The following is a 12,411-nucleotide window of genomic DNA, read 5'->3' as shown; positions in this document are numbered from 1 at the left end:
ATGGTCAACGAGCTGGGCGAAAAATCAGCATGACAACAAATTCATTCTGTAACGACTTGTATTGTAGTTACACTAAGCGTACAGACGAGATTATCCATGTCCTGACTCGTCTGCTGTTTGTTTTGTTTTATCACCAGCTAAGCCAATGAGCCGATTGGAAACCTGGCCACCCGCAGCCCAATGTTTGCTAACGTGGGCTAGCTTGATCAGCCATGGTATCGCCGTGCAGCAGCCAATGAAGGGCGTTCAGCCAGAATCGGTTGTAGTCATCCCAGTAAACAAAGTTGCAACCCCAATGCGGGGCGGGGTCAGAGGTGTAGGCAAGACTTCGACCTTTCCCATACTGGCAAGTGGCGAGCATGGGGTCTTCGGTCTCTCCCCAGTAGGCGAGGACTTCGCAGTTTGGTTTGGGCAGAACCCGGTTATAGCCTAGAATGGGGGGAGTGTTGGAGATGTCGATCCCTTCGAACATTCTGTGACCTGTGGCTGTGATACGCCCTTTGAACCCTTCGGTGCTTTCGACAAGATCTTCAGTCTGCAGGCACTCGACAGGAAGAATTTCAGCGAGTCTGGATCTTCCCCAGCCCCCCTTGCCCATTTCACCGTTGAAGCTGAGCCAGCCGCCCAGAAATAACATGTGGGTTCCTGCTTGTAGGGCCTCTACGGTGAGGCGTACGCGGTCAGGAAAAGTCAGAGGTTCGTTGCCAAACTTGCTGCGGTCAAAGAAACTTGGGGTCAGTTGGAAATTTTTGAGTTCTACGTCGGAGAAAATGATCACATCGTATTCTTCGAGAACCGATTCCCATTCTCCTGGCCCCATGCGGTAAAAGTCCCAAGTTGGCACGCTTTTGACCTCGTGTTCATCCGAAGATTCGAGCGCCGCTTTGAGCCATTTGCCATAGTTGAAGATTTCCAACCCCTTCATGGCACAGTTGAATGAGGTTTCAGCAAAGTGAGGTCCGACCATGACGGCCCAGTCCCCGATATAGTAAACTTTGGTTTTTTTAGATGACATAGAGTTATAGAGAGAAGGTATAAAGAGAAGGCTGCCAAAGATATGTTCTCGGACCGCCCATAAGTTAGATGTTGAATGAGTATGAGCCTTACTTGCGGCGATAAAGGATCAGGGCAAGTCCGCCAAGGCCTAACATCGCGCTAGAAGATGGTTCGGGCACGCTCTGGATTTCAAAGCCATTGAATATCCCGATTCCCTCGGGGCCATTGCTTACTGTGAAGTTGATGTTGCCAGACCCATCTGTGGTCAGGTTGTCAAATTGGACATAATTAACGCCCTCTAGGTAGGTGTCGAACGAGTCCCCGGTAGTGGATTCGGCAGATGGATGCGTGGTGTTGGCGGTGGTTACGGTGGCTTCTCCTCCTCTCAGGAAACTGGTTGACCCTGATGAGACATACCACTGGCCCATGAAGACTGCCAAATTGTAGTTTTTGAGGTCATTCAAGCCGGAAATTGTGACATTGATCGTTCCTCCGACGGTGTATTGGTAGTCCTTGAATAGGGTGAGCGCCGGGTTTCGGTTTCCTGTGCCACTATCGGTGGCTCCACTCACGGTGATGGTGAGATCATCGATACCATCCAGTGAGGCGGTCCCCACGGTTGACCATGTTCTGCTGGTTGTATCGAGCACGCCGGTAGTGGTTGCTATGCCGTTGCCATCATCGATGACATCAATGCCGACAACAGCCGCATTTGTTGATAAAGTGAGCGAGGCGAGGGCGGCCAGAGTTTTTAGTTTATTTTTCATGTTTTATGATGGGTGATATGATTCTTTAGTTCGCGGTTTCCGCTTCTCGTAAACCTGTCAGAAGCAGCTAGTTAAAGAATAGACCCACCCATGACCGAAGCCGGATGCCATTCTGTTCTGAAATGCAGACCGAAATGTAGCAAATCAAGACGATGGACTGGATGCTCGTTCAAATGTCAGAGCCAACGAATGCAGAGAGAGCGTTCGATTTCGCACGTAGAAAATCGAAGAATGGCGTGCAGGGCTTGCAGGATCTTCTGCAGCGAAGTGTTAGGGAGAGTCAGGCAGTTCCTTGCTGATCTTTTCCTGTGTTTGCTTGCGCGTCTCTGATGGGGGCGCACCGAAATATGCTTTATAGTCGCGTGTGAGATCCTGGACGCGGGAGTATCCTGACTGAAAGGCAATTTCAGACACGGTGAGGTTCGATGTGAAGAGCTGGCCCCGAACGTAGCTGAGTCTGACCATCTTGAGTCTCTGCATGGGGGGCAGCCCTGTGGCGTCGTGACTGAGCTGGTTGATCCTTTTGACGCTGATACCATACTTCCTGGCCAATTCAGTGAGTTTTGGGGGAGGCCGGTGTAGGGCGTGTGAGTAGTCCGCTTCAATTTTCCACCACCCGGAAGGTGTGTTGTTTGAAGTGCTGGTAGAGACGGAATTGGCTGACGGGTAGGTGAGGGCAATGATTTGGTGCAGCAGGCTGGCAATGTTCAGTCGCCCGGACAACCCTGAGTCGGATCGATGATTCCATTCCTCCAAGAGTTGGACAAAGAGGGGCAAGATTTCTTTCGGAGCTTCGGCCATGCGTTGATTGGCGTGTATGAGCGGAAGATCCGGACTTTCAAAGTTCACGGTGTAGAATGTCCAAGGGGATGAGGTGATCTCTCCTCGGATCAGGTCATGCTCGTTGTACCAGACGATGTTTCCCGGAGAAAGGTTCTGACTGATACCGTTGCAGTTTTGTTGGACCGTCCCATCAACGGTCAAATGAACAACGAAGCCGGGAAGGGAGCTGGAGCGAAAGCTTCGTTGCTGTTTCCGTGTGATTTTCCCCACAAAATGAACCGCCGATATTCTGATGGTGTTGACAATCGGCTGAGTCGAAAGGTGGGAGTTGAGGTCATTCATCGTGTGATGCATGTGGCATGCGGGAGAACACTATTACTTGTAGGCTGAAATTTCAAGTAGAGCCCTTCCTGTATTGATGGAGCAATGGGTGACCGTCACTCGGATGTAGCGCATGTCCGTCGGTTGAAAACGGTAATCATTTCCCTCGAGGGTCGTTGGTGCAGCCTTTTTTGTATGGTCAATGAATTTGTCCCAATGCTTACCATCCGGGGAGTGCTCGACGTAGTATTTATAAATCCGGCTGTTACCGTAATAGGGACGGATATGGACACGGGTTACGGCTTCTGTTTTGCCCAGGTCAATCTGAACCCATGCGGGATCGTTCCTCGGCCCGCCGTCAGCTGCCCAGTAGCTCGAGCGCGTAGCTTTGCCATCGACAGCATTCGAGGGCGGGTGGTTTTTTAACGTGTTTGATGATGCTGTGACCTTTTTTCCTGTGGTCAGGCTGAATAGAGGAAGCTCGGAGTTGTTTTTTTGGGGGAGAGCTTTGGGCGTCGGTTTTGTGGAGGGTGCTTCGATAGGCCATGGTTTTCCCCCTCCTTTCAAATATTGTTGGTAGCGGCGTTGGTATTCGTGTTGATAAGCACTCTTTACGGTGGCGAATGATAATGGCTGGGGTTTGGTTTGGCGTTCCTCTTCCGTCAGAAACCCTTCAGGGTTCTGAGGTGCGTTGTTGCGTGTTGTTTTCCAGATGTATGGAATTTCCATACGGTAACGTGTAAGAAGGTCCTGGAAGGTGGTGTCGTGAACCTTGGGCTTTTCCTTCCATGTGAGGCTGAGTTCCGTAGCGTCCGGACTGAGATAGATGACGCCGTCATGGATTCGAATTTTTTCAGCATCTGACTGGTGTGAGAGAAGTTGGACAAACCAGGGTATCGGGATGCGGAGGGATCTAGGTGTGGCATTGGCGTGAAAGTGGTTGTCGAACGTATAATCTGCCCCTGTTCCGTTCAATGTCATGCTGGCGTTGATGTTCCCGAACTCGGTGATACCGTTGGCGATGGCCACTCTGTTGCCAGGATGGTTCCATGATGGTGATGTGGCTGAAAAAAGCAGGAGATCTCTGTCCTCAGGATCAATTCCGGCCCGGCCACCAATAGGCATGTAGAGAAGGGAGCGGATGATCTGCGAGGTTCGAATGGTTCCCCATGCGTGAGGTGGCGGGCATCCACCCGAGGGTGTGCGGTTGCCCCAAGGCTGGATGAGATTTTCAAATGATGCTCCATTGCTTCCCGAGTGGAGGAGAATGTGATAGATGTCTTCGAGCGCTTTTTTCTGCTCGTTAGCGACGAGATATTGGCAGACTTGGTTGGTCGTGATGTATTGATGGAGGTGCTGGCCGTTGCGGTAAGTTTGGATCCCTTCACGATATCGCAGCTTGCGGATATTGTCGCATGTGGCGACAACGCGCGGGTCGTCAGCGTCGAGGACCTCGGTCGGCCAAGCCAAAAGATTGTTATCCCAGTCTTGATCTGTTCGGTATTCCGCGAAGCCTTTGCGGGATTCAGGCCCTGTGATGAAGCTGTAGAGACCTGTGGGGATGTAGCCGTCCTTCCAAGCGGAGGCTTGGATTGCTTTGGTGACATTTTTTTCATAACTTGTATGGAAAGAACGCCATTCATTGGCTTTCGCCTCTTTTTCTAACATGGTTGCGACGCGTATCGCTGATCGGACACCGAGTAGACCTAGCAGATTGTGGCTGGTATAGTAGCCTTTGATCATTTCGGCATCGTAGGGAGTGGATGGCGGAAGAAGACCATTGGGTTCTTTTTGGGTCGAAGTGATGATCATATCCATCGCTTTTTCGATCATGGGGAATATTTTTTCACCAAACTCTTTGTCGCGGGTTACAAGGATATGGCGGCTGATGGCACTGAGAACCTGGCCGTGTGAGGAAAGGAGAATTTTTCCGTGGGAGAGGTTGGTGTCCAGAAAAAGCCCATTCTCAAGCTGAAGTCGGGCGTATTCCTTGAAGTTGGGTCGGTAGATGTCAGTGAGCCCGAATGAATCATAGACATCTTGATATTCAGTAGCTGCGATGAGAAAGAGGTTTGGGTAAGGGATACCATCGGATTGAAACTTTTTACCTTTGCGTTCTCGTGTTCCAAGCATCGAGTGCACAACTCCGGCTCGGTGGGCGTGTTCGAGCCTTTTTTCAGGCAGGGTGATACGGCTGTTGGTTCCGACCGTTGTTTCCCACCATGTGATGGCTTGTGAACGAGCTGCGTTGTACTCTTTTTCAGAGATGACAGTGCTTGCAGTTTCAGCTACGGGAACTCTGGGAAAGCTCAGGGTGTGTGTTTCACTTTGACCGGGTTGTAGGACTTTTTGTTTCCATGCAATGCAACTAAGTGTCGCTGGCGTCATGTGGTGCGTAATGCCTTGGAATGGAGCGGAGTAAGGGGTTCCATCCACCGCATCAAACTGGCAACCGCTGGCATGGACAGCGAGCACCTTGCCATTGCGGTAAATCGTATTATTTTCGATTTTGAATGTGGCATTGGATACTGGCACTGCGGGACCCAAGCGGTATTTGTCTGCCTTGGATCGAATTCCGACCCCGATGCGGGATGGTTGTTTGGCACTGCCCGTGTTGGTGACTTTGATTTGCATCCATTGGGTGGTGTTATGGCGTTGGGTTTCGTTGCTCGGTATCGCGGTGAAGGCCTCCGCTTCGTATGTCAGAGAGTCTTCCTTCCAGGAGTAGCGGATAATAGGTATCCACCCATTGAGAAAGCTCTTTTCGCGTTGCATCACCGGCTTGGACTGATCGCCATAAACAATGGAATATTCAGCTGATTTGGTATAGATCGATCCATCATACGTTACCTGAATGGCGTCTGGCATGAAGGGGACCCCGATCACGCTTGTGGGCTTGCCGAAGTAGCACCATGGTTTGCTCGGGTTATCGATCTCCGGCGACACCATGACTCCATCGGCAAGTGCTACGCTAAGTGTGGATACTGTGAAAGCGGAGACCAGAAGTGTTTGTGGGATACGCATTTGCTTTGCAATAGAAGGGAAGGCATGAACCATAGATTTTATGTTAAGGTGTGATATATACCATGGGCATCTCTAAAATGTAGCAAATTGGGTGAATGTTGTATCAAAAATAAGCTGAAGAGCTTCGTTCTTGGAGGTCCCCGTAGGAAACGGTGATCTGTTTCTCCGCCTAGAGGCGAAAAAATAAAAAACGGGTGAGGAAATGCATCATGGGTTCAAAGCCGTCAAGACCCATGGAAAAGAAGCCATTAACTACCAACGTGAAGAAGAAAGGGAGAGTGGGTTTTGTTAGTGAACGTTCGTTTCTTTACTCTAATGGTGAACTCCCAATGGGCCCTTTGCTTCTGTGTGTTCGGTCGGTGATCCATTTTTCGATGCCTACAGCGAGGTAGGCGATGGTGGCGATGGCGAGAATTCTCCACCAGACATCCAGACCGATGGGGGCGGTGTGGAAGAGGGTGTTCATGGCGGGGGAGTAGGTGATGAGCAGTTGCAGAACGATCATGATGAGTGAGCCGATAATGATCCATTTGTTGGAGAAGAACCCGATGGCGAAAATTGAGCGGGAGAAACTGCGGCAGTTGTAGAGGTAGAACATTTCAACCATGACAAAGACGTTGACGGCTGCGGTTCGGGCTTCTGCTACGCTGGCACCGCGGTCGAGCTCCCATGTGAAGAGAGAAAAACATCCGGCCAGCATGATGAGGGCAACAAGGAAGATTCTGAGCTGTAAAGTGCGTGTCAGGATCGGCATCATGGGATCGCGGGGCGGGCGATCCATCATGTCTTTTTCCTTGGGTTCAAAAACGAGCATGAGACCTAACAGGATGGCGGTGGTCATGTTGATCCAGAGGATTTGCACGGGGACGATGGGTAGGGTGGTGCCGGTGAGGATCGCTGCCAGAATGACCAGCCCCTCGCCAAAGTTGGTGGGCAGTGTCCAGACGATGAATTTGGTCAGGTTGTCAAAAACGCTGCGGCCTTCTTCCACGGCGGCCTCGATCGAGGCAAAGTTATCATCCGTGAGGATCATGTCGGCGGCTTCTTTGGATACATCGGTGCCGGTGATCCCCATGGCGGTGCCAATGTCGGCTTGCTTTAAAGCGGGGGCATCGTTTACTCCGTCGCCGGTCATGGCTACGATGTGGTGATGGGATTGCAAAGCCTTGACTAAACGCAATTTTTGTTTGGGGGCCACGCGGGCAAAGACGGAGGTTTGTTCCGCGACGTCGGCTAGTTCTTCATCGCTGAGTTGTTCGAGTTCGCGCCCGGTAAGTGCAGGGGTAGAAGTGTCGAGTCCAATTTGCTGTGCGACCGCTTTGGCTGTTAGCGCGTGGTCTCCGGTGATCATCTTTACTTTGATGCCTGCTGACTGGCATTGGGCGACCGCGGCGATGGCTTCGGGTCGCGGGGGGTCGAGTTTACCTTGCAGGCCCAGGAAGGTGAGCTCTTTGGAAATGTGGCCGTGTTCCAGGCGATGGTGTGACCCCGGCATTTCTCTCCTGGCAAATGCGAGCACGCGTAGGCCGCGGGATGCCATGTCTTCGGCACATTGGGTTTGACGGGCTCGGTTCAGTGGAATGAGATTTCCGGTGGTGTCGAGTGCGTGGGTGCAGCGTTCCATCACAGCTTCCACGGAGCCTTTGATATAGATGATTTTGGGGTCCTCTTGTTTACCGTGCAAGGTGGCCATGTATTGGTATTCAGACTCGAAGGGGATGGTTTCGATCCGTGGGAGCCGGCCATGCATCTCTTCATCGGTGAGACCTGCTTTTTGCGCGGCGACGATCAATGCGGCCTCGGTCGGGTCTCCCTGGACGCTTGTCTGGCCCTCAGGATGATGCACCAGACATGAATCATTACAGAGCAATCCTGCGCCGAGGGTTTCGACTAAGGCGACATTTTCTCCGATCATCACCGGGGTTTCTTCGTAGTGGATGGAGCCTTCGGTTTCGTAGCCGCTGCCAGTGACATGGTAGACCCTGCCGCCTGCATGGATTTCCTGCACGGTCATTTGGTTCTGGGTCAGGGTGCCTGTTTTGTCGGAGCAGATGACGGTGGTGCTTCCCAGGGTTTCGACGGCTGGCAGTTTGCGGATGATGGCGCGTCGTTTGGCCATACGGGAGACTCCGATGGCCAATGTGATGGTGAGAGCTGCGGGCAGGCCTTCGGGGATGGCTCCCACGGCCAGAGCGACAGCGGCCATGAACATGTCGACCCATGATTCCCCTCGAGCAATTCCGATGATGAAGGTCATTGCAGCCAGGCCGAGAATCACGTAAAGTAGTAGGCGGCTGAACTGGGTGATTTTCCGAGTGAGTGGGGTTTGCAAGGGATCCGCGCTGTGGATGAGTTCGGCGATCCGTCCCATCTCCGTTTGGTCTCCGGTGGCGGTAACGAACCCTTCTCCCTGACCATAGGTGACGAGGGTGCCAGTGAATGCCTGGTTGCTTCGCTCTGCAAGCATGGTATCTGCAGCCAAGTGGCAGCATTGTTTTTCGACGGGAACGGATTCTCCGGTCAGGGCCGCCTCTTCTATTTGAAGATTCCGTAGCTGCATCAAGCGGAGGTCGGCCGGAACCCGGTCGCCGGATTGCAGAAGCACCACATCACCGGGGACAAGCTCGGTGGAGGGGATGCGTCGCTTTTGACCATCGCGACGGACCGTGGCCTCGGTGAGCAGCATGTTGGCAAGCTCGTTGATCGCTTTTTCAGCTTTGGCCTCCTGAAGATATCCGATGATGGCATTGATCAACACAACGCCAAAAATGACCGAAGCATCCACCCATTCGCCGAGAGCCATGGTGATGCCGGTCGCAGCGAGCAGAATGTAGATCAGGGCTTGGTGAAACTGTAAGAAAAAGCGCTTCCATTCGCTGCTGCCTTTGCTTTCTGATATTCGGTTGGGCCCAAATTGTTCAAGCCGGGTGAGGACTGTTTCCTCACTTAGACCCGTTGTAGATGAGGATTCCAGAAGTGCAGAGACCTCTCCGACCGGTGTAGCGTGCCAGTGAATGGAGTCCGGAGTGTTCATGGCCTTGCTGGTTTGGTTTCATCATGAGGTCGGAACGGAATATGATGGCGTCTGAAATCGGAGCCTGAAAAAATAAATTTGGGTCAATCTAGCCCATATTGGCGAGGGTGTCTTCAAAAAATCATCTTTGATGGGCCGCTTTCCTACGCCTTGGATGATGTCTCTTGACTGTTGCTCGTATGTAGTGGATGTATTAGTGGGTGAAAGGATCATCTATGGAGTGGATGCTGATCACCTGATTTTAAACCATCACCACACAGATCATGAACCCAAGCCCATCCATCGTTGTCGGTATTGATTATTCAGCATCATCAGCCAAGGCACTTCGCAAGGCGGTGCACGCAGGCACGTTGCGGGGAGGTTCGGTGGTGGCGGTTCATGTTTTAAGTTCGAGTCATTTGCAGCATTGGGCGGGGCATAAGGACGAGTCGTTCTCGCAGGATGATTTGATTGAGCAGTCCAGGGAGCAGTTGAGTGCGTTCATCGCAAAGGAAGCTCCAGATGCTGAGGTCGAGCAGATTGTGTGTGTGGGTAGGCCGGCGGACCAATTGGCTCGGGTGGTCAGTGACCGTGGGGCTTCGGTGTTGGTGGTTGCGGCCAATGACATGAGCAAGGGCCATCTCGGAACGACGGCTTCGAGTTGCTTACGTTTTGTTCCCTCGGATGTTTTGGTGGTGCGAAATTGGCAGAGCGGCAATTTCAAGAAGATTGTGGTTTGTACGGATTGTTCACCGACATCCGAGCGTGTGGTAGAAAAGGCGATTGAGATTGCCGTGCTCCATGGCGCGACACTGGAAATTCTTCATGTGATTTATCCGCCGAAGCAAGATTTATGGGGAGAGGTGCTTGAGGATGCTGCTGATGACGACATGAGCTACCCTGAGCGGATGCGTCACAGGTCGCAGGAAACATTAAACCGGACTCTGATCCCGCTATCGTCGCAGCTTGAAGCTGTGAAGTACTCGACGGTGATTTTGGAATCCACAGTGCCGTCTGTCGAAATGACCTGTCATCTCGAGGATGTCGGGGCGGACTTGGCCGTGCTTGGAACCCGGCAGCATTCTAAACTAACCAGTCTATTTCTCGGGACCAATGCGGAGCGCATGATGCATGACGCCAAGGTCTCTGTTCTGGCCGTCAGGTATTGATCCGGAAATTTGTCGTTTGGGTTGATCGCTTGCCAGACTGGATGTGGTCTAGCCGAGATTGACATTCCTGGATTCCTCACTAGCTTGGTCGGCAAGTTCACCTTGAGAATAGAGCTATGTCTGATGTACCACGCTGGCTGAGCCAGATTATGCAGGAGGAGCGATTGCCCTCGTCGTTTGTTGGAAATGCCATGGGGTATTATGTGCCCTTGGCAAAAAAGATTCAGCAATGGCAGCGTGAGAAGGGAGGAGTGCTTGTGGTGGGCGTCAATGGGGCCCAGGGGACGGGGAAGTCAACGATGTCCAAGGTGCTGGCAACGGCATTGCAGGAAGAGTGTGGGTGTTGCTGTGCCGTGATTTCCATTGATGATATCTATCAGACCAAGGCCGTGCGTGCCGAGTTGGCGCAGCAGATTCATCCTTTACTCGCGACGCGCGGAGTGCCGGGAACCCACGATACCACGCTGGGGATGCAGGTGATCCAGGATCTTATGGCGGGAAAACTGGTTCCGGTTCCTTCGTTTGACAAGGCGTCTGATGATCGGCGCCCGGAGAGTGAATGGACGGTTCCCTCTGAGGCTGTGGATGTGATTCTGTTTGAAGGCTGGTGTATTGGTGCTGTGGCTGAGCCGCCGGAGGCTTTGCCGAAAGCGATCAATGTTTTGGAAGAAAAGGAAGATGCGGATGGCGCATGGCGGGGATTTGTGAACGAGCGGTTGCAGTCGGAATACGTTGACTTATTTGCGTTGCTGGATCGTCTGGTGATGATCAAGGCTCCTGATTTTGAATGTGTGCATCATTGGCGTGGTGAGCAGGAGGACAAACTGAGGGCGTCCAAGGCCTCCGAGGTGGGAGCCGATCTGAGTGGACTGATGAGTGTGGAGCAACTGGAGCGATTTATCATGCATTACGAGCGTTTGACCCGGTGGATGTTTGATGAGATGCCGGGGCGTGCTGATGTGCTATTTGAGTTGTCGGCAGAGCATATAATCGAGTCCGGAACCGGCTTGAGTTCGTAGGCATTGACAAGGAATGTGGGCAAGTTCTAAGTAGCTTGTTTAGAAGGGATACAGGTTTTTTTGCGTATTCTGCGGAATGATGAGCATAATCTCTGGATTCGCCTGTACTCGCTAATTTTCTCTTGGCTTGCAGGACGTCAGTAGTAGCGTCCGCAGCATGGCTGATATTACTCCTATTGTTGTCAATCCCGAAGGCTCCAAGCGGGTCGTCGTGACGAAAGAATTACCCGGAACGCATTGGCAGGATATTCTGACTGCCGCGGATTGCCGGATTGAAATCATGCCGGGGACTGAGATCCTCAGCAAGGAAGAGATCATCGCGTTGATTGGGGACCAGTGTGACGGTGCGATCGGTCAGTTGACCGAGGCCTGGGACACGGATACGCTTGGTGCCTTGAAAGCGGCCGGAGGCACGGCCTACAGTAACTACGCGGTAGGTTTTAACAACGTGGACGTCGCTGCCGCGAATGAGTTGGGTCTCCCCGTGGGAAACACTCCGGGCGTGTTGACCGAGACCACTGCCGAGCTGGCAATCGCTCTCACCTTTGCCGCATCACGCCGCATTGTGGAGTCGGATCAATTTATGCGCAGCGGTCAGTTCCACGGTTGGTTGCCACAGTTGTTCATGGGGCAGCTGTTCCACGGCAAGACGGTAGGTATCATTGGTGCAGGTCGTATTGGTGCCGCCTATGCCCGCATGATGGTGGAGGGGCATAAGATGAACCTGGTGTATTATGATCTCTATCAGAATGAATCTCTGGAAGATTATGTGGCTGACTATGGTGCCTTGTTGGAGAAGCATGGTGAGCCTGCTGTGACCTGTCAGCGTGTGGACAGCATTGAAGAACTGTTGAAGGTTTCCGACTTGGTTAGTTTGCACACGGTGCTCGATGAAAACACCAAGCACCTGATCAATGAAGAGCGCCTGAACCTGATGAAGAAGGATGCCATTCTGGTGAACTCGGCCCGTGGTCCGATCATTGATGAGAATGCGTTGGTGGCACACTGTCAGAAGAACCCTGACTTCCGGGTTGGGCTCGACGTTTTTGAAGAAGAGCCAGCCATGGCCCCGGGACTGGCGGATCTCGATAATGTGGTGATTGTTCCCCACATTGCATCCGCGACTGTTTGGACTCGTGAAGGTATGGCCTCTTTGGCTGCCTCTAACGTTGCTGGCCTGCTGCAAGGGTATTCGCTTTGGGATGGTGCCGATGTGCTGCCATTCCTCGAGGGGGATATTCCACAGGCGATGCCAAACATCGTGAACGCCTCGGAAGTAGGTATTTCCTAATTGATCAATCACAACCATTGAACCCACT

8 protein-coding genes are annotated in these 12,411 nt (G+C 52.4%); 3 read left to right on the top strand and 5 right to left on the bottom strand.

Annotated features, from left to right (window positions below):
* Window positions 1-187: 187 nt before the first annotated feature.
* From HW115_RS16875 to HW115_RS16855, 5 genes are all read right to left on the bottom strand, one after another.
* The gene (locus tag HW115_RS16875; protein WP_178934132.1) at window positions 188-1,015 is read right to left on the bottom strand and encodes a glutamine amidotransferase; all 828 of its coding nucleotides are present in this window, start codon (window positions 1,013-1,015) and stop codon (window positions 188-190) included.
* Between the two features lie 88 nt (window positions 1,016-1,103).
* Window positions 1,104-1,763 (bottom strand): PEP-CTERM sorting domain-containing protein, encoded by a 660-nt coding sequence (locus HW115_RS16870; RefSeq protein ID WP_178934131.1) that lies wholly within the window; start codon window positions 1,761-1,763, stop codon window positions 1,104-1,106.
* Between the two features lie 270 nt (window positions 1,764-2,033).
* Entirely contained in the window at window positions 2,034-2,888 is an 855-nt protein-coding gene (locus HW115_RS16865) for an AraC family transcriptional regulator (protein ID WP_227021611.1), read from the bottom strand.
* A 33-nt stretch (window positions 2,889-2,921) separates the two neighbouring features.
* The gene (locus tag HW115_RS16860) at window positions 2,922-5,891 is read right to left on the bottom strand and encodes a discoidin domain-containing protein (protein WP_178934129.1); all 2,970 of its coding nucleotides are present in this window, start codon (window positions 5,889-5,891) and stop codon (window positions 2,922-2,924) included.
* Between the two features lie 307 nt (window positions 5,892-6,198).
* Window positions 6,199-8,925: a cation-transporting P-type ATPase gene (locus HW115_RS16855; protein WP_178934128.1), complete on the bottom strand. Its 2,727-nt coding sequence runs from the start codon at window positions 8,923-8,925 to the stop codon at window positions 6,199-6,201.
* 263 nt (window positions 8,926-9,188) lie between these two features.
* On the opposite strand from HW115_RS16855, the gene HW115_RS16850 reads away from it, so the two are divergent.
* The 3 genes from HW115_RS16850 (at window position 9,189) to HW115_RS16840 (ending at window position 12,383) form a co-directional block, all read left to right on the top strand.
* Entirely contained in the window at window positions 9,189-10,073 is an 885-nt protein-coding gene (locus HW115_RS16850) for a universal stress protein (protein ID WP_178934127.1), read from the top strand.
* Between the two features lie 116 nt (window positions 10,074-10,189).
* The gene (locus HW115_RS16845; RefSeq protein ID WP_178934126.1) at window positions 10,190-11,092 is read left to right on the top strand and encodes a kinase; all 903 of its coding nucleotides are present in this window, start codon (window positions 10,190-10,192) and stop codon (window positions 11,090-11,092) included.
* A 157-nt stretch (window positions 11,093-11,249) separates the two neighbouring features.
* On the top strand, window positions 11,250-12,383 hold the full coding sequence (locus HW115_RS16840) for an NAD(P)-dependent oxidoreductase (protein ID WP_178934125.1): 1,134 nt from the start codon (window positions 11,250-11,252) through the stop codon (window positions 12,381-12,383).
* Window positions 12,384-12,411: the final 28 nt, after the last annotated feature.

It is taken from the genome of Oceaniferula marina, assembly GCF_013391475.1.
Taxonomy (GTDB): domain Bacteria; phylum Verrucomicrobiota; class Verrucomicrobiia; order Verrucomicrobiales; family Akkermansiaceae; genus Oceaniferula; species Oceaniferula marina.
Note: the sequence above shows the minus strand (reverse complement) of the source record. Positions and strands in the feature narration are given on the sequence as shown.

Excerpts from the sequence above, each read along its gene's own strand:
- HW115_RS16860 (WP_178934129.1), bottom strand. The coding sequence starts at position 5,891 with ATGCGTATCCCACAAACACTTCTGGTCTCCGCTTTCACAGTATCCACA.
- HW115_RS16850 (WP_178934127.1), top strand. The coding sequence starts at position 9,189 with ATGAACCCAAGCCCATCCATCGTTGTCGGTATTGATTATTCAGCATCA.
- HW115_RS16840 (WP_178934125.1), top strand. The coding sequence starts at position 11,250 with ATGGCTGATATTACTCCTATTGTTGTCAATCCCGAAGGCTCCAAGCGG.
- HW115_RS16875 (WP_178934132.1), bottom strand. The coding sequence starts at position 1,015 with ATGTCATCTAAAAAAACCAAAGTTTACTATATCGGGGACTGGGCCGTC.
- HW115_RS16870 (WP_178934131.1), bottom strand. The coding sequence starts at position 1,763 with ATGAAAAATAAACTAAAAACTCTGGCCGCCCTCGCCTCGCTCACTTTA.
- HW115_RS16865 (WP_227021611.1), bottom strand. The coding sequence starts at position 2,888 with ATGAATGACCTCAACTCCCACCTTTCGACTCAGCCGATTGTCAACACC.
- HW115_RS16845 (WP_178934126.1), top strand. The coding sequence starts at position 10,190 with ATGTCTGATGTACCACGCTGGCTGAGCCAGATTATGCAGGAGGAGCGA.
- HW115_RS16855 (WP_178934128.1), bottom strand. The coding sequence starts at position 8,925 with ATGAACACTCCGGACTCCATTCACTGGCACGCTACACCGGTCGGAGAG.